This is a genomic window from Brevibacterium sp. LAARM2_SD2, assembly GCF_057364785.1.
Map to the genome: position 1 here is coordinate 196,849 of NZ_JBNFOM010000001.1, position 19,400 is coordinate 216,248.

The 19,400-nt window shown below is 69.3% G+C and carries 23 protein-coding genes; 8 read left to right on the forward strand and 15 right to left on the reverse strand.

What is annotated here, in order from left to right:
• Positions 1 to 26: 26 nt before the first annotated feature.
• Entirely contained in the window at positions 27 to 1,547 is a 1,521-nt protein-coding gene (locus tag AC2W7K_RS00875) for a sensor histidine kinase (protein WP_211978570.1), read from the reverse strand.
• Positions 1,548 to 1,631: 84 nt separating this feature from the next.
• Positions 1,632 to 2,042 carry a hypothetical protein gene (locus AC2W7K_RS00880; protein ID WP_211978571.1) on the reverse strand — a complete coding sequence of 137 codons (411 nt, stop codon included), beginning with the start codon at positions 2,040 to 2,042 and terminating at the stop codon, positions 1,632 to 1,634.
• Positions 2,043 to 2,140: 98 nt separating this feature from the next.
• On the opposite strand from AC2W7K_RS00880, the gene AC2W7K_RS00885 reads away from it, so the two are divergent.
• Positions 2,141 to 2,857: a hypothetical protein gene (locus AC2W7K_RS00885; RefSeq protein ID WP_211978572.1), complete on the forward strand. Its 717-nt coding sequence runs from the start codon at positions 2,141 to 2,143 to the stop codon at positions 2,855 to 2,857.
• Positions 2,858 to 2,895: 38 nt separating this feature from the next.
• Here the strand turns inward: AC2W7K_RS00885 and AC2W7K_RS00890 are convergent, their stop codons facing one another.
• From AC2W7K_RS00890 to AC2W7K_RS00910, 5 genes are all read right to left on the reverse strand, one after another.
• Entirely contained in the window at positions 2,896 to 3,837 is a 942-nt protein-coding gene (locus tag AC2W7K_RS00890) for an anti-sigma factor (protein ID WP_211978573.1), read from the reverse strand.
• Positions 3,834 to 4,451, reverse strand: a complete 618-nt coding sequence (locus AC2W7K_RS00895) for a sigma-70 family RNA polymerase sigma factor (protein WP_211978574.1) — start codon at positions 4,449 to 4,451, stop codon at positions 3,834 to 3,836. Before AC2W7K_RS00895 ends, AC2W7K_RS00890 begins: the two co-directional genes overlap by 4 nt.
• 198 nt (positions 4,452 to 4,649) lie before the next feature.
• Positions 4,650 to 5,318 (reverse strand): fasciclin domain-containing protein, encoded by a 669-nt coding sequence (locus AC2W7K_RS00900; RefSeq protein ID WP_211978575.1) that lies wholly within the window; start codon positions 5,316 to 5,318, stop codon positions 4,650 to 4,652.
• A 249-nt stretch (positions 5,319 to 5,567) separates the two neighbouring features.
• The gene (locus tag AC2W7K_RS00905; protein WP_486005662.1) at positions 5,568 to 6,578 is read right to left on the reverse strand and encodes a molybdopterin-dependent oxidoreductase; all 1,011 of its coding nucleotides are present in this window, start codon (positions 6,576 to 6,578) and stop codon (positions 5,568 to 5,570) included.
• Positions 6,548 to 7,153: a hypothetical protein gene (locus AC2W7K_RS00910; RefSeq protein WP_486005663.1), complete on the reverse strand. Its 606-nt coding sequence runs from the start codon at positions 7,151 to 7,153 to the stop codon at positions 6,548 to 6,550. Before AC2W7K_RS00910 ends, AC2W7K_RS00905 begins: the two co-directional genes overlap by 31 nt.
• 102 nt (positions 7,154 to 7,255) lie before the next feature.
• On the opposite strand from AC2W7K_RS00910, the gene AC2W7K_RS00915 reads away from it, so the two are divergent.
• Positions 7,256 to 7,759, forward strand: a complete 504-nt coding sequence (locus tag AC2W7K_RS00915) for an OsmC family protein (RefSeq protein WP_198499994.1) — start codon at positions 7,256 to 7,258, stop codon at positions 7,757 to 7,759.
• Between the two features lie 72 nt (positions 7,760 to 7,831).
• Here AC2W7K_RS00915 and AC2W7K_RS00920 read toward each other — a convergent pair whose 3' ends face one another.
• On the reverse strand, positions 7,832 to 8,695 hold the full coding sequence (locus AC2W7K_RS00920) for an alpha/beta hydrolase (RefSeq protein WP_211978577.1): 864 nt from the start codon (positions 8,693 to 8,695) through the stop codon (positions 7,832 to 7,834).
• A 160-nt stretch (positions 8,696 to 8,855) separates the two neighbouring features.
• Here AC2W7K_RS00920 and AC2W7K_RS00925 point away from each other — a divergent pair, with 160 nt between their 5' ends.
• Positions 8,856 to 9,545 carry a trimeric intracellular cation channel family protein gene (locus AC2W7K_RS00925; protein ID WP_211978578.1) on the forward strand — a complete coding sequence of 230 codons (690 nt, stop codon included), beginning with the start codon at positions 8,856 to 8,858 and terminating at the stop codon, positions 9,543 to 9,545.
• Between the two features lie 95 nt (positions 9,546 to 9,640).
• On the opposite strand, the gene AC2W7K_RS00930 is transcribed toward AC2W7K_RS00925, so the two are convergent.
• Positions 9,641 to 10,333, reverse strand: a complete 693-nt coding sequence (locus AC2W7K_RS00930) for a GOLPH3/VPS74 family protein (protein ID WP_211978579.1) — start codon at positions 10,331 to 10,333, stop codon at positions 9,641 to 9,643.
• 240 nt (positions 10,334 to 10,573) lie between these two features.
• Here AC2W7K_RS00930 and AC2W7K_RS00935 point away from each other — a divergent pair, with 240 nt between their 5' ends.
• Complete coding sequence (locus AC2W7K_RS00935) at positions 10,574 to 11,425, forward strand: polyphosphate kinase 2 family protein (protein ID WP_211978580.1); 852 nt, start codon at positions 10,574 to 10,576, stop codon at positions 11,423 to 11,425.
• Positions 11,426 to 11,449: 24 nt separating this feature from the next.
• On the opposite strand, the gene AC2W7K_RS00940 is transcribed toward AC2W7K_RS00935, so the two are convergent.
• From AC2W7K_RS00940 to AC2W7K_RS00950, 3 genes are all read right to left on the reverse strand, one after another.
• Positions 11,450 to 11,872, reverse strand: coding sequence for an OsmC family protein (locus tag AC2W7K_RS00940; protein WP_211978581.1), 423 nt, complete (start codon positions 11,870 to 11,872; stop codon positions 11,450 to 11,452).
• Positions 11,873 to 11,968: 96 nt separating this feature from the next.
• Positions 11,969 to 12,556: a cysteine hydrolase family protein gene (locus AC2W7K_RS00945; protein WP_211978582.1), complete on the reverse strand. Its 588-nt coding sequence runs from the start codon at positions 12,554 to 12,556 to the stop codon at positions 11,969 to 11,971.
• 66 nt (positions 12,557 to 12,622) lie between these two features.
• Positions 12,623 to 12,994, reverse strand: a complete 372-nt coding sequence (locus tag AC2W7K_RS00950; protein ID WP_137824913.1) for a hypothetical protein — start codon at positions 12,992 to 12,994, stop codon at positions 12,623 to 12,625.
• Positions 12,995 to 13,232: 238 nt separating this feature from the next.
• Here AC2W7K_RS00950 and AC2W7K_RS00955 point away from each other — a divergent pair, with 238 nt between their 5' ends.
• Positions 13,233 to 14,048, forward strand: a complete 816-nt coding sequence (locus AC2W7K_RS00955; protein WP_211978583.1) for an MOSC N-terminal beta barrel domain-containing protein — start codon at positions 13,233 to 13,235, stop codon at positions 14,046 to 14,048.
• A gap of 105 nt (positions 14,049 to 14,153) precedes the next feature.
• Here AC2W7K_RS00955 and kynU read toward each other — a convergent pair whose 3' ends face one another.
• Positions 14,154 to 15,419 carry a kynureninase gene (gene kynU / locus AC2W7K_RS00960; RefSeq protein ID WP_211978584.1) on the reverse strand — a complete coding sequence of 422 codons (1,266 nt, stop codon included), beginning with the start codon at positions 15,417 to 15,419 and terminating at the stop codon, positions 14,154 to 14,156.
• A gap of 137 nt (positions 15,420 to 15,556) precedes the next feature.
• Here kynU and AC2W7K_RS00965 point away from each other — a divergent pair, with 137 nt between their 5' ends.
• Both AC2W7K_RS00965 and AC2W7K_RS00970 read left to right on the forward strand, forming a co-directional pair.
• Positions 15,557 to 16,039, forward strand: a complete 483-nt coding sequence (locus tag AC2W7K_RS00965) for an Lrp/AsnC family transcriptional regulator (RefSeq protein ID WP_211978585.1) — start codon at positions 15,557 to 15,559, stop codon at positions 16,037 to 16,039.
• A gap of 144 nt (positions 16,040 to 16,183) precedes the next feature.
• Positions 16,184 to 16,633 carry a VOC family protein gene (locus tag AC2W7K_RS00970; RefSeq protein WP_211978586.1) on the forward strand — a complete coding sequence of 150 codons (450 nt, stop codon included), beginning with the start codon at positions 16,184 to 16,186 and terminating at the stop codon, positions 16,631 to 16,633.
• Here AC2W7K_RS00970 and recQ read toward each other — a convergent pair.
• Positions 16,621 to 18,456: a DNA helicase RecQ gene (recQ, locus tag AC2W7K_RS00975; protein WP_486005664.1), complete on the reverse strand. Its 1,836-nt coding sequence runs from the start codon at positions 18,454 to 18,456 to the stop codon at positions 16,621 to 16,623. The genes AC2W7K_RS00970 and recQ overlap by 13 nt on opposite strands.
• A 102-nt stretch (positions 18,457 to 18,558) precedes the next feature.
• On the opposite strand from recQ, the gene AC2W7K_RS00980 reads away from it, so the two are divergent.
• A complete protein-coding gene (locus tag AC2W7K_RS00980; protein ID WP_198499982.1) occupies positions 18,559 to 18,978 on the forward strand; it encodes a Rieske (2Fe-2S) protein in 420 nt (139 codons plus the stop codon).
• 125 nt (positions 18,979 to 19,103) lie between these two features.
• On the opposite strand, the gene AC2W7K_RS00985 is transcribed toward AC2W7K_RS00980, so the two are convergent.
• Entirely contained in the window at positions 19,104 to 19,316 is a 213-nt protein-coding gene (locus AC2W7K_RS00985; RefSeq protein ID WP_198499981.1) for a hypothetical protein, read from the reverse strand.
• Positions 19,317 to 19,400: the final 84 nt, after the last annotated feature.

The following is a 19,400-nucleotide window of genomic DNA, read 5'->3' on the forward strand; positions in this document are numbered from 1 at the left end:
ACTGGTGTCGACGAGGAGGACTCTGATCATGCGTGCCGTGCCTTTGCGCTCGGAGGTGCGGGTGTCCCTGACGGTGCGGTGGATTCCGGGGAGGCGTGCGCCGAGGCGGCGCGGTCCGTGGTCTCGGCCGCAGGCATTTGGTCTGCCATCGGTGAGGGAGAAGTCTCTGGCGTCGCAGTCGATGACGCGGTCGCCGCGGTCGATGGAGAGGTCTCGGGTGCCGTCGCCGCTGTCGCGGGCGAATCCGGGCGCGTGTAGGGGATGCGGGCGCGGACGAGCCAACCGCCGCGTGACTTCGGGCCCGCGTCGAGGGTGCCGCCGAGGGCGCTCATCCGCTCGCGCATCCCGACGATGCCGAGCCCTGTGCCCTGCGACCGGCCGGTGCCATCGGACCGTCCGGTGCCATGCGACTGCCCGGGTGACTGCCCCGTGCCGAGTGACGGATTGGCGCGCTCGCCGGTCGGGGAGGTGTCGCTGACCTCGACCTCGAGGTCGCTCGGGCCGTAGCGGAGACGCACCACCACCTCGGCGCCGGGGCCCGCGTAGCGCTTGGAGTTCGTCAGGGATTCCTGGATCACCCGGTAGACCGAGAGCTCGGTGATGGCGGTGAGCGGATGCGGTGTCCCGTACGTCGCGACGTCGAGGTGCTGCCCGCTGCGGCGCGCGTCGGCATAGAGGTCGGGCAGGTCGTCGAGTCCGGGGGTGCCGCTCGTCCGGTTCGCCGCAGCGGTCGCGGAGCTCGTGTCGCGCAGGGTGTAGACGAGGGTGCGGAGCTCGTCGACGGTCTCCCGGGTCGACGCCTCGATGGTCTGCAGCGACTCCCGAGCGCGGTCGGGGTTCCTCTCCAGGCTGCGCCGGGCGGCCGCGGCGTGGATGCCGACTCCCGCGATGTGATGGGCGACGCCGTCGTGGAGTTCGCGGGCGATGCGGACGCGTTCGAGGTCGAGCGCCTGGTCGGCGAGCTGCTGCTCCTGCCGGCGCACCTCGTCGTTGGCGGCGCGGAGTTCGCCGACGAGGTGCCGCTGGGTCCAGGCGCGGTCGCCGAACATCCATGCCCCGCCGAAGAAGAGGAGGTTGATGAGGAACGTGATGCCGGAGTTCGCCGCGTACTGCAGGACGGTGAGCTCACCGAGGCCGGAGAGCTGAACGACGGCAGCGCCGATGAGCGAGGCGAAGATCGCGATGCAGAGCAGGAGCCGCGACATGAACGCGGCCTGGCGGTTGCTCTGCCAGGCCCCGATCGAATAGACGGCGAGGAAGAGGGTGATCTGCGAGACGCCCGGCTCCATCATCCCCAGGAACTGGGCGGCGATGTAGAGGGCGGAGACCACCCACGCGACGAGGCTCGGATGCGTGCGCCGGAAGACCAGGGGCAGCGGCACGATGAGGGAGGCCAGGCAGGACGCCCACAGCGGAACCTTGAACGGCCAGAAACCGCCGGCGTTGTAGAGGGCGGCGAAGACGGCCGAGCCGATGCCGAGTGCGGCCACGAGGTACCAGTCCCGGGCTCGCGGTCGCCTCTCCGCGGCGGTGATCGGCTCTGCCATTCCTCCAGCTTAATCAGAGGGAGGTCGCCGGGGACATCCCTCGGAGAGCTGATTCGCCTCCGCCGCACGGGGGAGGGGCAGTGCTCACTCCCGTGAGTCGCGGCGAGAGACGACGAGCCATACGGCCCCGGCGAGCGGTGGGAGGAAGAACGCGATGCGCACTGCCGGCGGGATCTCGATCTGGGTGACGTTGTAGGCGGCGACAGCGAACCCGAGGGTCGTCAGCACGGCGGCCGACCACCAGCCGAAGCGCGACCGCTCGAGAGGGCGCACGGCGAGGAAGGCGAGTGCGACGAGCAGTCCGGTGCCGGCGATCGCGAAGAGGTAGGTCAGTGTCAGCGACGACGCCTCCTCGAGGCTGACCCCGGATGACGTGGGGTACTGGTAGGAGCTGAGCAGTGCGGGGCGGATCTGTCCGGCCGAGACGATCGTCGCAGCGATCGCCGCTGCGCTGGCGAATCCACCGATGAGCGCGACGGTGCGGGTCCGAGTCATGATGACCTCCGAGGTCGGGAGACATGATTGAGACATTATGTATCAATCGCGTGATGCTAGATTAAAGAGACACTATGTCTCATGTCAAGGAGGATCGCATGCCGCGCGCTCACCGATCGGTCGAGGAGACTCGCACACTGGTCGCCGAGGCGATCGTCGACTACGTCGCCCATCACGGCATCGCGGTGTGGCCCGAGATTCCGATGGAGCGCATCCTCGAATCCGCCGGCGTCTCGCGCGCCTCCGCCTATCGCATCTGGCCGGGCAGATCGGCCTTCGGAACGTTCGCGCTCGAGCAGTGCGTCGCCGGTCATGCGATGGCGACGCTCGATGAGCAGCGGGCGCTCGCCCTTGCTCGCGAAGTGCTCGGTGAAGCACCCACGGGGACCGCGTCACGAGTCGACAGCGCCGCGCGCTTCATCGCGCGCGCCGCGGAGGAAGAGCTCGATCTGCTGCTGAGCTCGGATCGGTGGCGAGCCTTCGTCCGGTTCCAGGCGGTGGCACTCGACGCGCCGACGCCCGAGATCCAGGAGCTGCTCGACCGCATCGACACCGAGGATGCGGCCCGGCTCCACGCGGTCTATGCGTCGGTGGCCGAGGTGTGGGGTCTCGCGCCGGTCATCGCCGGTGGGACCTCGGCGATCGCCGAGGCGGCTCTGCTGCTCGCGCGCAGCGCCGTGGCGAGGATCGTCGCCGGTCGCAGCGAGGGACGGCTGCGGTCGACGTATGCGACCGCTCTGGCGGCGCTGGTCCGCGGCTCCTTCCGCGAAGTCCCGCAGGGCGCGGTCGACCTCGAACGACTGACGGCGAGCTGAACCACGATCTTGTCTGGGGGCGACCGCGGCCTCAGCCCTCAGAGCTCGACGGCGACGACGGGATCGGTCGTCGGCTGCGGGGAGCCGCCTTCGGGTTCGACGGTGATGCCGAAGAGATTGCCGGCGGCGAAGTCGCTGCCGTCGATGTTCTCGGCGTCGCCGACCATGAGGCCCACGCTCTTCGGCCCGTCGTCGCCGATCACCCACATCTGCAGGGATGTGCCTTCGGCCGGGGTGACATCGCGCGAGGTCACATGGATGAGCTGTTCGGTCTCGGAGGACACGACGGTGACCGAACCGCCCGCGGCGAGATCGGCCGTCGTCGTCCTCAGGTCCGGGGCGTCCATGAGCCGCGCCGTCTCATCGAGTCGCTGCTGCGTCTCCGCCAGGGTCGCCTCGAGTTCGTTCTGCCGCTGCTGCATCTGCCAGGCGCTGATGCCGAATCCGCAGACGACGATGAGAGCGGCCGCTGCGGCCGCCCAGGGCAGCCAGCTCCGCTTCCGCCGTCGTGCGGCGAGATCGATGGGCTCCTCGGCACGAGACGCCGCGCCGCCGGCCCGAGTGCTGGGGGAGGAATCGGAGTCAGCGGCCGCGGTTCGGTCAGCTGCCTCGGTGGGCCCGGTGTCAGCGGTACGGTCTCCCGCCTCGGCGAGGATCCGCTCGTCACGGGACGGGGCATCGGTTCCGGCTGAGTCGCTGTCCGGACCCGCCGGGGCGGCGGTGTCCGGCGCCGCACTCCCCTGGGGGAGACTCTCCTGGGAGAGGTGGTCGGGCAGGGAGAGGATCGCGTTCTTCGTCTCCTCGCTCACGGCTGCCGGAGCGTCGGAGGCGGCCATGAAGGCGGCGGTCTCACCGTAGGCGGCGACTTCGGCCTGGAACTCGGGGTCGGTGTCGGCCAGCGCCTGCGCCTCGACGAGCTCATCGTCGCTCAGTCCGCCCAGCGCCAAGCCGACGGCCAGGTAGTCACGATCGGCGCTCATCGGCTCGCCTCCAATTCTTCGCGCATCTTCCTCATGCCGTCTCGGATTCTCGATTTGATCGTGCCCAACGGGACCTTGAGAGTCTCGGAGATCTGCGCATGGGTCATTCCCTGATAGAAGGCCATGACGATCGGTCTCGCCTGATCGTCGGGCAGGAGCTTGAGGGCGGCGACGGTGCGGTCGGACTCCGCCCTGTCGATGACGGTCTGCTCGACCTGTTCCCCGACCTCGGCCGCCGACCGCAGTCCGTCGGCGACATCCCGGTCACGGGAGGACTGGACGCTGCGGACGCAGTCGATGCCGCGTCGCCGTGCCATCGTCACGAGCCATGCCCGCCCGCTGCCGCGCTGCGGATCGAAGCTGCCGGCCCTCGCCCACACTTCGGCGAAGCACTCCTGGAGCACCTCCTCGGCGAGCGATCGGCTCATCACGATCCGCACGATCACCGCCATGAGGATGGTCGACTGCGTGGCGAAGAGCTCTTCGAAGGCGCGACGGTCACCGGCGGCCACCTGGATGAGCAGCTGCCCACAGGGGTCCGTCTGCGCGTGCGCCTCACCGTCTGCCCGCATCGTCCGACCGGGCGGCGATGCCCCGGGATCATGGGAAGTCATGATTACATCATGTCATCCTCGCCGAGGTGGTGCTCACCTCAGGTCGGGTTGTGCGGGGACGACGGTGACTGAGCCAGCGGGGCGGGGCGTCGAGGGGAGTGCCGGGATCGCGTGCTGCCGAGAAAGCATGCTGCCAGGGACCGGCCCGAGACCACTCGAGCCAGGCCCCTGGCAGCACACCGCCTCAGCGGTCCCCGATCACTTCGGGGGCATGAGCACGCTGTCGACCATGTAGACCGTCGCGTTCGCGGTCTTCACGCCGCCGCACACGAGCTTCGCGTCGCCGAACGTGAGGTCGTCGCCGCTGCCTTCGATCGTCACGGTCGAGCCCTCGACGGTCTCCTGGTCACCGGCAACCTCGTCCGGTGAGAGCTGGCCGGGGATGACGTGGTAGGTGAGCACCTTCGTCAGCTCATCGGCGTTGCCCGCCACCGCGTCGAGGTCCTCCTTCGGGATCTTCTCGAAGGCCTCGTTCGTCGGTGCGATCACCGTGAACTCGTCACCGTTGAGAGTGTCAACGAGGTTGACATCGGGGTTGAGCTCACCCGAGACGGCCGAGGTCAGGGTCGAGAGCATCGGGTTGTTCGAGGCAGCCGTGGCCACCGGGTCCTGGGCCATGCCCTCGACCGAGCCGGCACCATCGGGGTTCTGCTCGGCGTAGGCCGCGCAGCCGGGTCCGACGAGCTCTTCACCGGCCATGGCCGACGAATCCGATGCCGGAGCGGAGCTCTCGGAGGATTCGCTCGACTGGGTCTCCGAGCCGCCCGACTCCGTGTCGCCGCCGGAGCTTCCGCAGCCCGACAGTGCGAGGATGCCGATTGCACCGGCCGAGAGGAGGGTGGCAGTGCGAGTGCGCAGTGTTTTCATCGTTCTACTCCTTGTTTCTCCGTTTTCACGGTCGTGCTCTGGTCGACACAGCCTGGTGTGTCCTGCTGTGTTACTGGGGGTTCGCAGCGACCGAGGTTCCGGATGGGTGATCGGACGGGTTTTTCTCCTCTTTTCCGGATCTTCTTCGCCGGATCCCGCAGCCGGAGGCAGAGAACACCGAGGTGACGGGGGAGGAATGCGGGTGTGGGGCGGGGCTGCGCGTTCGGGCGAATCCCGGGCACGGCCGGCTCACTCGACGGTGAACTGGATGCGGTGGTGACCGGTCGCGGAGTTCGGGATGGCTTCGCGGCGCTCAGCGGTCTGGACGGTGCCGTCCTTGTCGACGGCGCGCACCGTGACGCTGTGGAGGCCCGACCGGACGTCGTCGAACTCGGCCCGCCACTGCCGCCATGTGTCGACGGTCGCCTCGGCGCCGAGTTCGGCCTCCGTCCAGTCGCCGTTGTCGAGGCGCACCTCGACGCGGTCGATGCCGCGGGTCTGCGCCCAGGCGCTGCCGCCGACGGTGATGGTCCCGGCGGGGAGTTTCGCCAGGGGACGGGGCACATCGATGCGGGAGGCGACGAGGATCGGCGCCTTCGCGTCCCATCCGCGCTGCGTCCAGTACGCCTCCTTCTCGTCGAATCGGGTGACCTCGAGTTCGGTCACCCACTTCGTCGCCGACACGAAGCCGTAGAGACCGGCGACGACGAGTCGGGCCGGGAAGCCGTGCACGGGGGTGAGCGGCTCGCCGTTCATTCCGACGGCGAGCAGCGCGTCCCGGTCATCGAGCATCGCCTCGAGCGGCGTCGACGCGGTGAAGCCGTCATGGGAGTGGGAGAGCACCATGTCGGCGTCCGGGCTCGGCCCCGCACGGCGCAGCAGCTCCCGGACGGGGTAGCCCAACCACGTGGCATTGCCGACGAGGTCCCCGCCGACGGGGTTCGAGACGCACGTCAGCGTCGTGTGCTGCTCCTGCAGGGGCAGCGCGAGGAGCTCGTCCATCGTGATCGTCACCTCTTGGTCGACCATCCCGCGGATCGTCAGCGACCAGTCCTGCGGGTCGATCGTCGGTGGGGCGAGGACGGTGTCGATGCGGTAGAAGTCCTTCTGCGCGGTGACGAACGGGCGGATGCCCTCGACGTCGAGGCTCGCCCCCGCGGGGATCGGTCCCGCCGTCCGGGCGGCGCGGGGGAGGACGAGGTTCGCCGCCGAGGCGGCCGCCTCCCTGGTCAGGGCGACAATCGATTGGCCCGTCGCCACCCCGACGCGCCGACGGCCGCCGCGATCCCGGTGAGCGCGAGGAAGCGCCGCCGTGAACCGGCCCGCTGTGCGCGGTCGGCGGGGGAGTCCCGGGTGAGCAGCGGGGTGCGCGCGGCAGTGGTCGATGCCTGCGCCTGTGCTGCCGTGGCCTGTGCGGCCCAGCGCAGGCCGACCCACAGCACCACGACCCCGGCGGCCAGCCCGACGAGGGTGGGAACGACGTCGATGAGCGTCGAACCCGTCCGGGTGAGGACGGCACCGGCGGGCACGAGGCCGGCGACGATGAACGCGGCCAGCGCCACCCGTGGTCGCGTCCCGCCGAGCCAGCCGATGAGGGCGCCGAGGATGAGGGCACCGAGCGCGACGGTGGCGACGAGGACGATCTTGTCATTGGCGCCGAAGAGCGCGATGACGGGTTTGATGACGCTCGTCGGGGTGAGCGGGATGATCGCCTGCCCGAGGACGAGCAGCGGCGCCGAGGTCGGTCCGATGAGCCGGGCGACGAGGTCGGCGAGGCCGAAGAGGAGGAGCGTCGCGGCGACGCCGACGAGGATGGAGCGCAGACGGAGTCTCATGTGGGGGATTCGGAGCGGAGGGACCGGCAGATGGTCCGGCCGCGCGTCCGCAATTCGCGAAACGTTCAGCCGGGCGTCTCCCTGCTGTCGTAGCATGGATTGATGACTGAGAATCCCGGATACGCCGAGCCGCAGGCGCGCCCCGCCGACTCGGACGACGAACCCAAAGGCCCCAACGCACCGATCTACACCGCTCGGGTGGAGAACCTCGGCGGCACGTCGGGAGAAGTGCGCGTCGAAGACGGTCCGACTCTCGCCACCGCCCCGACCTCGCACACGGAGCTCGGCAGCAACCCCGAGCAGTTCCTCGCGATGGCGTGGAGCACCTGCCTCGGCGAGACCCTCAAGGTCGTCCTCGCCGTCAACGAGGTCGACGCCCTGTCACGGGTGCGCTGCGAGGTCGACCTCCACAAGGAGAAGTCCGGCGGCTTCTACTTCGTGCCCCGCGCCTTCATCTCCGTCGAGGGAGTCTCCGACGCGGATGCGGAGAAGTACGCCGCCCGCGCCCACGCCCGCTGTCCCATCTCGAAGCTCCTCAAGGGGATGGGCACCCCGGTCGTCGAGATCGAGGACTACAAGAACCCCGACAACTTCCAGCTCAGCTGAGGCACCGCAGCCGGGACAGATGAGCGCATCGACCGTGCGCCTCCGCGATGAGCGGGGGCGCACGGTCGCGTGCTACCGGGCGCGCACCTCGGCGACGATGCCGGCGATGGCCTCGGCCGCCTCGGCGGGACGGATGAGCCACCGCAGATGCGAGGAGTCGAGCGTGATCACCCGGTAGGGATTGTCCGGGGTGAGGGCATCGCCCTCCCGGATGAGGCGGTCCTGCATCGGCAGGGGAATCGATCGATCCTCGCCGAGGCGGATGAACGTCCGCGGAATCGTGCCCCAGGTGTCCGCCTGGGCGCGGTCGTCCGGGCCGCCGGCGTCGAGGTTCTCGTCGGGCTGGAACGTGCCGACGAAGGTGAGGAACTCGTCGGCCGTGGCGTCGGCGCAGAAGAGGGCCTTGAGCGAGGCGAGCTGTTCGCCGGTGGCGCCGCGGAAGTTGCAGCGCAGGGCACCGAGCTGCCCCGGATCGCCGACGAGGAGGGACGCGAGGACGCCGGCATCGACGTCGGCCATCTCCGGTTCGGCGTTGTAGGCGGCGGCCTCGAGGTCGACCGGGGCCCACGCCGAGGTGTAGACGAGGTGGTCGAGCAGCTCGGGGTGCGCATTGCCCAGGGCGGTCAGGGCGATTCCGCCTCGGCTGTGGGCGAGGGCGATGACGGGTCCGGTGTCGCGGAGGCGGCCGATCGCCTCGGCGAGATGGGCGACGGTGTCGGCCAGGCTCACCCCGGCCATCGCACTCGGGGCAGTGGCCAGCGCCCCAAGATCCTGCGGGGGCTGATACCCGTCGGGGATGACGGCGGAGAAGCCGTGGCCCGGCAGGTCGAGCGCGGCCGAGCGGACCCCGTGGGCGGCGAGTTCGGCCTGGAGCGGGGCGAACGTCAGCGAGTTCGCGAACGCGCCGTGGATGAGGACGACAGTGGGTTCGGACATGCACTCACCCTAGCGGCACACGGTAGTGCGCAGGCGGGACGTGGTCTGACGCCACCGCGGCGGGGGCTCACGCAGGCCGAGTGCGTCGGTGGCGGAATGCGGAGCGCCCGGCCCGCATTACAGTGGGGGCGACAGTGATTGGGAGAGCAGAGGAGAGGTCATGTCATTCACGGAGACCGTGCTGCTGGTGCTCGACCTCCTCGGCACATTCGTCTTCGCAATCTCCGGTGTGCTGCTCGCGGCACGCCGCGGCTACGACATCACCGGCGGCCTCGTCCTCGGTCTGCTCGCGGGAATCGGCGGCGGCATGATCCGCGACATCCTCCTCGACCGCGTGCCCAATGCGCTCGCCCACCCGATCTACCTCGCCCCGCCGCTGCTCGCGACCCTGCTCATCTACCTCATCGGGCAGCGCACGCTGCGCGCCCGGATCTGGATCATCGTCTTCGACGCGCTCGGCATGGGGCTCTTCAGCCTCACGGGCACGGCGATCGCGCTCGAAGCCGGCGCCCAGGCGCCCGTCGCGCTCCTCATGGGCGCGCTGACCGCGTGCGGTGGCGGACTCCTGCGCGATGTCGTCGCGAACGAGGATCCCGCGATCTTCCGCGGCACCGACCTCTACCTCATTCCCGCCCTCTTCGGTTCGGGGCTGACGATCCTCGCCGATCGGCTCGGTCTCCTCGGCGGCGTCACCTCGGTGCTCATCGCGGCGTTCGCCTTCGGGTTCAGGATGCTCGCGTGGAGACTGCAGTGGCGGGTGCCGCAGCCGATGCGCCAGTGGTCGCTGCGCGCCAGGGACGGGCAGTCGCGGCGCAAGCGCCTGCCCGCGGTGTTCCGCCGCCCCGACTGAGCCCGCGGTCGCGGTGGACACGCTGCGGACGGGGGCTGTGCCGGTGACCTGCGCGGTCGTTGGGCCGGTCGTCCCGGACTCGGTCGCTGATGCGGTCAGAGGATCGGCGCCGAGGAGGCCGACGACGTCATGGCGAGCACGGCCCTGGCGATCTCCTCGATGATCTCCTGGGATTCCGGTGTCGCCTCGGCGGCGCTGACCTGTCCGCGTTCGATCTCCTTGAGTCGGGTCGCCACCTCGGCGTTCCACGGCATCCGCGGCTGGAGCTGGACGTAGACCTGAGCCGCGGAGATGAGCGCGATGATCGCAGCGGTGCGCGCATCCGGAGCCCGGCCGTCGTCGAGGACGGCGGTGACACGGTCGCGGAGGGCCGCCTCGGCGCGCACATCGAGCGTCGGCCACCGGGTCGTCGGGAGCACGCCGAGGACCTTCTTCGTCTCGCGGAGGATGATGCCCTTCGCGGCCAAGCGGTCGAGCACGGGCTGGCGGACGTCGAGGTCGAGACCCGAGATGAGGCCGTACGCGGAGTGCTCGCGCGTGCCCATCGCCCGCAGCGCCTCGGCGAGGATCGGATCGATCTGCGGGTCGGGGGTCGTGCGCTTCGCATGGATGAGGGTGCCGCCGACCCGGCGATGCGAATGGACCTCGAGGCGGCCGGTGAGCGCGAGTTCGGCGAGGACGGCGCCGGGCAGGACGCAGTGGAGGACCTTCGAGCCGGCGATCGCGCTGCCGTCATCGGCCAGGAGCAGGAGCATGAGCTCTTCGACGATGAGCAGTTCGTCTTCCATGGGGCGCCCCTCCCGCTGCGGTGATTCCAGGGTAGGCGATGGGATGCGGTCTCGCCCAGGGGTCGTCGGGTCGCCGGGGCCGGGGATACGTGAGTCTGTGGGTCCGGGGACGGCAGGTCGCCGGGACCGTGACTTGCGGGTCACTGGGTCCGTGACTTGCGGGTCACTGGGTCCGTGACTTGCGGGTCACGGCGTCCGAGGATTGTGGACGGCCGGTTGCCCACCTGCGAAGATGATCGCATGAGCAGCCATTGGACCGAAGATCCCCAGCCCCTTCTGCGCGTCGACGAGGGCTTCCGCCTCGCCGATGTCGATCCGGAGGCGACCCCCGGCTACGAAGGCGACAAGAAGACCGGTCAGAAGGAGCTCGCGGCGACCGCAGCGCAGCTCGATGACCTGCAGGAACGCCTGTTCGCCGCCCATCACGACGCGGAGACGGGCCCTGCCGTGCTCCTCGTGCTCCAGGCGATGGACACGGCGGGCAAGGGCGGGATCGTCCGTCACGTCGTCGGGTCCGTCGACCCGCAGGGCGTCGAGCTCGCGGCGTTCAAGAAGCCCACCGACGAGGAGCTCGAGCACGACTTCCTCTGGCGCATCCGTCCGCATGTGCCGGGGCCGGGGATGATCGGCGTCTTCGACCGCTCGCACTATGAGGACGTGCTCATCGGCAAGGTCCGTGAGCTCGCCGATGCCGAGGAGATCGAGCGCCGCTACCAGGCGATCAACGACTTCGAGGCCGAACTCGCCGCGGCGGGCGTCATCGTCATCAAGGTCATGCTCCACATCTCACCCGACGAGCAGCGCGACCGCCTCCTCGAGCGCCTCGACCGGCCCGACAAGTACTGGAAGTACAACACCGGCGACGTCGACGAACGACTCCTCTGGCCCGAGTACATGCAGGCCTACCAGGATGTCTTCGACCGCACCTCGACCGAGGTCGCGCCCTGGCACGTCGTTCCCGCCAACCGCAAGTGGTACGCCCGCCTGGCCGTGCAGCGCCTCATCCTCGATGCCCTCGAGCGCATCGACCCGCAGTGGCCGCCGGCCGACTTCGACATCGAGGTCGAGAAGAAGCGCCTCCTCGCAAGCTGAGGCGGGTGAGCGCCCCCGCGCAGGTCAGTCGCGGCGGACGCTGTAGCTCACGGGAGTCGCGTGCTCGACAGTGCGCGAGACCGTGCAGTACTTGTCGTGGGAGAGTCCGACGAGCTTCTCGATCTGCGCATCCGCACGGCGGCCCGCCTCATCATCGGGGAACGCGAGGTCGAAGTCGAGGTGGACGTTCTCGAGCCGGTTGGCGCCGTCCTCGACGATCTTGTCGGCGCTCGCCCGGACGTCGAACCGTTCAGCGTCGGTGTGACGGCTCGTCACGGTGTCGACGTCGATCGATGAGCATCCGGCCACCGCCGCCAGCAGCAGTTCGACGGGGGTCATGAGCCCGTCACCGCGACCGAATTCGATGCTCGCGCCGTTCGGGGCAGTGGCGCGGTAGTGGTTGGGGGCGATGCGGGTCAGTTCGATGCTGCGCTTGTCTTCGCTCATGGTCCCATCATGGCAGAGGCAGAGGCAGAGGCAGAGGCAGAGGCAGACGACGGTCTACTCCCTCGCCGACCGCCGGTCAGGCGGGGTCGCGCCGTGTCACCGGGTGCCGAAGTCGATGTCGGCGGATTCCTTCACCGCGGCGGTGCGACCGGGTCCCGATTCGAATCCCCAGTAGAGGTTCGTGTGGGAGACGACCATCTCCGGCTCTGGCGCGCCCCATGCGGTGAGGTCCTCGGTGGTGTGCGCGTCGGAGACGAGGGTGACGTCGTAGCCGCGCGAGAACCCGCCGTGGATCGTCGAGCGCACGCACGCATCCGACTGTGCGCCGGTGACGACGAGGTGGCCGATGTCGCGGCTGGCCAACACGTCCTCGAAGTCGGTCTCCTCGAAGGTGTTGCCGTGGGTCTTCTCGACGATCGCCTCACCGTCGGCGGGAGCGAGCGCGTCGACGATCTGCCACTGCGGGGAGTCGACCGGCATTTCGTCCGAGCTGTGCCGGACCCACACCACCTCGGTGCCGGCATCGCGCGCCCGGTCCACGAGACCCGAGATCGTGTCGATCACCTCGGGGGCCTTCCACGATTCGGCCATCACGCCGTTCTGCACGTCGATGACGATCAGAGCGGAGTCCGGCCGGTCCGCGGGGCGGGCGGGAGCGGGGGTGGATGCTGAGTCAGCAATCATGTGATCCTCCTCGATCCCTTCGATGATCTGCCAGTTCGGCTCGCCGGTCAAGGGCGGTTCCCGAACTCAGCCGAGGTTGGCGGAGGGACTGCGGCGGGCCGCGATGAACGAGCGGATGCCGAGGATGATGTAGATGATGAGGAGGACGAACGTGATCGTGCTGACGATGACGGCGGCCGGGCGCTCGGCGGTGCCGGCGAAGAGGGCGCCGAGCTGCAGGACGTTCATGAACGTGCCGATGACGCCGAGGAGGGCGACGACGAGCGCGATGTGGATCCCGATCTTCGGGCGGCGGATGCCGATGACACCGCAGATCGCGATGACGAGACCGAGGAACGCGGGGATGAGCGCGGTCACGCTGGCCATGGCGGTGGCGAACCACGCGATGACTCCGAGGACGATGAGGACGATTCCGAGGCCGATCGTGATCTTCGGCATGAGCAGACTCCTTGGTCAGGTGCGCTGTGTGCGCAGATGTGCGTCCGTGGACCAGCCTAGTGGGGGTGGTTCCGCGACGTGAACGATCCCCTAGTGTGGGACGCGGGCGCTCGCGAGATGGAATGCCGGGTTGTCCCCACGGTCGGCCTGTCCGGCTGGTGGAGTCGGCCGCGTCCGACTGGCATGATCGGGCGGTGCAGTCCGACTGGAGCGATAGGGCAGAGAGGAGAGCGCCGAGGTGATCGAGACCCGCGCTGTCGCGTTCACTCCGATCAAGGGAACTCGGCACAGCGTCCAACCGGACGCCGAGTTCGATGCGCACGGTCCGCTCGGCGATCGTCGCTTCTGCCTCATCGATGCCGTCCGCGGGCGGGTTCTGCGGACCGTGCAGCATCCGTCGCTGCTCTCCGTCGTCGCACGCCTGCAGGGTTCTCAGCTTTCGGTGACGCTGCCCGACGGCACCACGGTCGCCGAAGCGCCTCAACTCTCCGGTGAGACGCTGACCTGCGATTACTGGGGACGCTCCGTCGAACTCTGTCTGACGACCGGCGCCCACAGCGAGCTGCTCTCCGACCACCTCGGACAGGCGGTGCACCTGGCTCAGGCCCCGCGCGGAGCGATCGTCTTCGGACAGCCGCTGACAATCGTCGCCACAGCCTCAATCGCCGAAGTGGCCGACAGTGCGGAGGAGAACGGCACCGGGACAGCCGGGCATGCTGCGGTGGCCGACGGTGAACGGGCTCGGACGATCGGTGATACCGCAGTGGCTGATCTCTTCCACCGCTTCCGGGCGACGCTTCTCGTCGAGACCGACGAGCCGTTCGTCGAGGAGACGTGGCTGGGGAGGGTGATGACCGTGCGCGGGGCGGTCGACGGGCTGCGGGTGCGGATCGAGGGACCGGTGCCGCGCTGTGCGGTCATCGATTTCGATCCGATGACCGGGGAGCGCACCGGCCGTCTGCTGCGGACGCTTGCCGCGACGAGGGCGACGAACCGTGTGGGCGAGCCCTTCTTCGGCGTCTACGCCGAGGTGGTCCAGCACTCCGGATGCTGAGGGACTCGGCGCAGAGCGGCCGAGCGATGTGTTGTCGAGCGCAGAGCGGCCGAGCACTGTATTGCCGAGTGCCCTGAGGGTTGCTGAGATCCGTCGCTCGCGGCCTCAGGTGACCGCGCCGCGAACCTGATACTCGGGGGTGTCCCACAGGCGGTTGTCGAGGATGTCGCGCAGCGCTTCGACGGTGTCCCACACGTCGGTGAAGCCGAGGTAGAGCGGGGTGAGGCCGAAGCGGAGGATCGAGGGCTCTCGGTAGTCGCCGATGATGCCGCGGTCGATGAGCGCGCTCATGATCGCGAATCCCTCCTCGTGGGCGATCGAGACCTGCGAACCGCGGTGCGCATGGTCGCGCGGGGTGACGATCTCGACCGAGTGCGCGGCCAAGCGCTGCTCGACGAGGTCGATGAAGAGGTCGCTGAGTTCGAGCGACTTCGCCCGCACCGCGCTCATGTCCGCGCGCGCGGCCACGTCGAGCCCCACCTCGGCGACGGACATCGACACGATGCCCTGCGTGCCGGTGAGGAAACGGCGGATCCCGTCGGCGGGGGCGTAGTCCGGGCTCATCTCGAACGGCTTCGCGTGACTCCACCACCCCGACAGCGGCTGGGCGAACCGGTTCTGCAGGTCCTCGGACACCCAGATGAAGGCCGGGGACCCGGGGCCGCCGTTGAGGAACTTGTACGTGCATCCGACGGCCATGTCGGCGCCGTCGCCGGCGAGGTCGATGGGCAGGGCGCCGGCCGAATGGCACAGATCCCAGATCGCCAGGGCGCCGCCGGCATGGATCGCCTCGGTCGTCGACCGCATGTCGAATAGCCGGCCGGTGCGGTAGTTGACGTGGGTGAGGACGACGAGGGCCACCTCGTCGCTCATCGACTGGGGGAAGCCCGCGGTCACCTCGGCGTCGTCGACGAGGCGCACTTCGTACCCGTCGTCGAGCTGCTCGGCGAGGCCCTGGAGCATGTAGATGTCGGAGGGGAAGTTCTCCCGCTGGGTGAGGATGATCCGGCGGTCGGGGGCGTCCTCGCGCTGGATGCGCAGCGCCGCCGAGGCGGCCTTGAAGAGATTGATCGACGTCGTGTCCGTGACGACCGTGCTGCCGGCACCGCCGCCGACGAGGCCGGAGACCTTCTCGCCGAGTGCGGCCGGCATCTCGAACCAGCCCGCGGTGTTCCACGAGCGGATGAGGCCGGTGCCCCATTCCTCGGCGATGACCTCCTGCGCCCGCTCGGCAGCGCCGCGCGGACGTGCGCCCAGCGAATTGCCGTCGAGGTAGATCGTGCCCTCGTCGATGATGAAGTCGTCGCGGAAGCCGCGCAGTGGGTCAGCGGCGTCGCGGCGTTCGCAGGCGGCGCGGTCGATCTCGGTCATCGAGGGTCCTTCCTTCGCAGGTCCGTCACAGTCGGGCGGCGACGACGGTGACTCGTCGGGTCGCCTTCCCATCGTGCCAAAGATGCGAGAAGATCGATGCGGAAGTGAACGATCGACGGAAAACCTCAAGGAGAACGGTGAATCATTCGAGTCTCATCGCCGATCACCGTGCCGAACCCGGTGCACCCCTGGCCGCGACCGACCTCGCGATCCTCCGCGAGCTCAGCGCCGATGCCCGGATCTCGAACAAGGTGCTCGCCGAGCGGGTGGGACTCGCGCCCTCGACGTGCTCGGGCCGGGTGAGCGCTCTGCGCCGGCGCGGGGTCATCAGGGGCTTCCACGCCGACATCGACTGGGAGGCGCTCGGTCTCACGGTCTTCGGAATGGTCTCCGTGCGGATGACACCGGTCGGACGCGCCGCGATCGCCTCGGTCATCGCCCGTCTGCTCGACGTGCCCGAGACCCTCGAGGTCTTCCAGGTCTCCGGCGAGCGCGACCTCCTCGTCCACATCGCCGCGAGCCACCCCCGCGGTCTCCACACGTTCATCGAGGAGCATCTCTCGGACACGACGATCGCGCACACGCAGACGAGCCTCGTCTTCGGCCATCACCGCGGGTGAGCTCGCCCGCCGAGGTGAGGTCGGGCAACCCGCACCCGCCGAGGCGGGCGCATGCAGCCGTGACCGTTGACTCGGCGTCGGCGACCGGTGAGGATGAGGTGCGGCACCGCACCCACGCGATCACCCCACTGCGAAGGAGCAGTCATGTCCCAGATCTTCGTCAACCTGCCCACCCTCGACCTCGAACGGGCGAAGGCCTTCTACTCGGCGCTCGGCACGCAGATCGTCCCCGAGTTCTCCGACGACAACGCCGCGTGCGTGAAGTGGGACGACGCGATCTTCTTCATGATCCTCACCAAGGAGTATCTGCAGACCTTCACCGACAAGCCGATCGCCGATCCGCACTCCGTGGCGCAGGTGATGACCGCGCTCTCCCGGGACTCCCGGGCCGATGTCGATGCGATGCGCACCGCGATCCTCGAAGCAGGTGGCGGAGAGAACCGCCCACCGACGGATCACGGGTTCATGTACGGCATCAGCATGACCGATCCGGACGGGAACATCCTCGAATTCATGTGGATGGACCCGGCTGCCGCCGAGGCGGGACCGGAGGCGTTCGCGCAGACGGAGGCGACGGCCGATCAGCCTCTGTGAGCCGCGAGGACCTCGAGCACCGCGTCGCCGTAGCGTTCGAGCTTCTTCAGTCCGACACCGCTGACCTGGCCGAGGCTCTCAAAAGATGTCGGTTTGGCCTCGACGATGCCGTAGATCGTCGCGTCGGGGAAGATGACGTAGGCGGGCACGCTCTGCTCCTTCGCCTGTCCCGCGCGCCAGGACCGCAGGGCCTCGAACAGGGCGGAGTCGGCGGGGTCGAGCGCGACCTCGGGACCGCCTCGGCGCTTCGATCCTGAGCGCGAGGCACCGGACTTCTTCACCGGATCGACGCGCATCGACACCCCGGTCTGCCCCCGCAGCACCGCGTCGGCGGCGGGCCCGAGGACGAGCACGCCGTAGTCGCCGTGGGACTCGAGGAGTCCGCGGGCCAGGCTCTGTCGGATCACGGCCTTCCATTCGCCCTCGGACAGGTCGGCGCCGACGCCCCACACGCTGAGGCTCTCATGGTCAGAGGCCCGCGAGCGGTCGTTGGCGCTGCCGCGGAGGACGTCGATGACCTGGCCGGAGCCGAAGCGCTGGCCGCGTTCGCGGTCGAGGCGGATGACCGTCGAGAGCAGCTTCTGCACGGCCACGGTCGCGTCCCACGTCGCCGGCGGCGTCAGGCACGTGTCGCAGTTGCCGCACGGACCGGACTCCTCGTCGAAGTAGCGCAGCAGCTGGACGCGGCGGCAGTCGACGGTCTCGCACAGCGCGAGCATCGAGTCGAGGTGGGCCATCACCCGGCGCTTGTGGGCCTGGTCGCCCTCCCCGGATTCGATGAGGCGGCGCTGGGAGACGACGTCGCCGAGGCCGTAGACCATCCACGCATCCGCGGGCAGGCCGTCGCGTCCGGCTCGTCCGGTCTCCTGGTAGTAGCCTTCGACGCTGCTGGGCAGGTCGAGGTGGGCGACGAAGCGGACGTCGGGTTTGTCGATGCCCATGCCGAAGGCGATCGTCGCGACCATGACGAGGCCGTCCTCGCGGAGGAAGCGGGCCTGGTGCTCGGCGCGCACCTCGGCGGGCAGGCCTGCGTGGTACGGGAGGGCGGGGATTCCGCGGGCCACGAGCGCCTCGGCGAGCTGTTCGACCCCGCGCCGGGACAGGCAGTAGACGATCCCGGAGTCGCCGGGGTGTTCGGTGGTGATGAAGCTGATGAGCTGGGAGCGGGCCGAGGCCTTCGGTTCGATCCGGTACGTGATGTTGGGGCGGTCGAAGCTCGCGACGAAGTGCTCGGCGTCGCGCAGCTGCAGCCGTTCGGTGAGCTCGGCGTGCGTGGCCGGGGTCGCCGTCGCGGTCAGTGCGATGCGGGGGACCGTGGGGAAGCGGTCGGCGAGCACCCCGAGGCCGAGGTAGTCGCTGCGGAAATCGTGACCCCACTGGGAGACGCAGTGCGCCTCGTCGATCGCGAAGAGGGAGATGTCCGCCCTCTCGAGCAGCTGCATCGTCCGCGGCAGGACGAGGCGTTCGGGGGCGAGATAGAGGAGGTCGAGCTCCCCGTCGAGGAGGCGGCGCTCAACGTCCTGCGCTTCGTCGATGTCGAGGGTGGAGTTGAGGTAGGCGGCCCGCACGCCGAGGTTGTCGAGCGCTGCGACCTGATCGGCCATGAGGGCGATGAGCGGGGAGATGACGATCCCGGTGCCCTCGCGCACGAGCGCGGGGATCTGATAGCACAGCGATTTGCCGCCGCCGGTGGGCATGAGCACGACGGCATCACCGCCGGAGATGAGCTGGTCGACGATCGCCGCCTGTTGGCCGCGGAAGTCCTCGTACCCGAAGACATCGTGGAGGACGTCGAGGGCGGAGGTCGTGGCTGGGGCGGTCATGCGCCCAGCCTAGTGGACGACCCTGACGCGAACGTTCAGGGCCGGAGCGGGAGCCGCGATAGGCTGGAGGGGGAGACCCACCGACGAGCTGAGGAGAGCTGCATGGAACCGAACAGGCGCACGATGATCACCTCCGCGGGAGCTGTCGGGACAGCCGCGGTCGTCGGACTCACCTCGGCGTGCAGCCCCGACGATTCGGAATCCGGTTCGGGGTCCTCGGCCTCGGCGCCGCCGGATGCGACTGTGCCGGCGAGCGACGTGCCCGTCGGGTCGGGCATCGTCGTCGACGAGGCCTACGTCGTCACCCAGCCGAAGGAGGGGGAGTTCCATGCCTTCTCCTCCGTGTGCACCCATCAGGGGTGCCAGGTCCGCACCGTGACCGAGACCGAGATCGTCTGCCCGTGCCACTCCTCGCGCTACTCGGCGACGAGCGGCGAAGTGCTCTCCGGTCCGGCGACCGAAGCGCTGGCGACCTACCAGGTCACCGACTCCGGCGGGACCCTCAACCTCTCGGCGCAGTAGCCGAACCGCACAACGCAGTAGCCGGACCGCACGGCGCAGCGGCTCACCTTCTCAGCCGAGCGCATGAACCTTTCGGCGCAGCAACTGCGGCCGCGGCGTCGTCGCTGAGCGGGGCGCGCCCGTCCTCAGTCGCCGGGGGAGTCGGGGCGGTCGTCGGGCTTCTTCGCCGACTGGACGCTGTAGGCGCCTCCGATGCCGACGAGGAAGCCCATGACGGCGAACGGGACCGCGAAGAGCGGATCGAAGAGCAGGAATCCCACGATCCCGCCGAGGATCGCTGCGATGACGGCGGTCGTCCACGATGATGCGTTCGGACGCGGGAGCTGTCGATTGACCATGATGCATTCTCCTTGAGGTGTTCTCTTGCGTGTCGTCTCTCGAGTTCTCTGATCGGCGGTTGTCGGTGCTCTGAACGGCGGTCG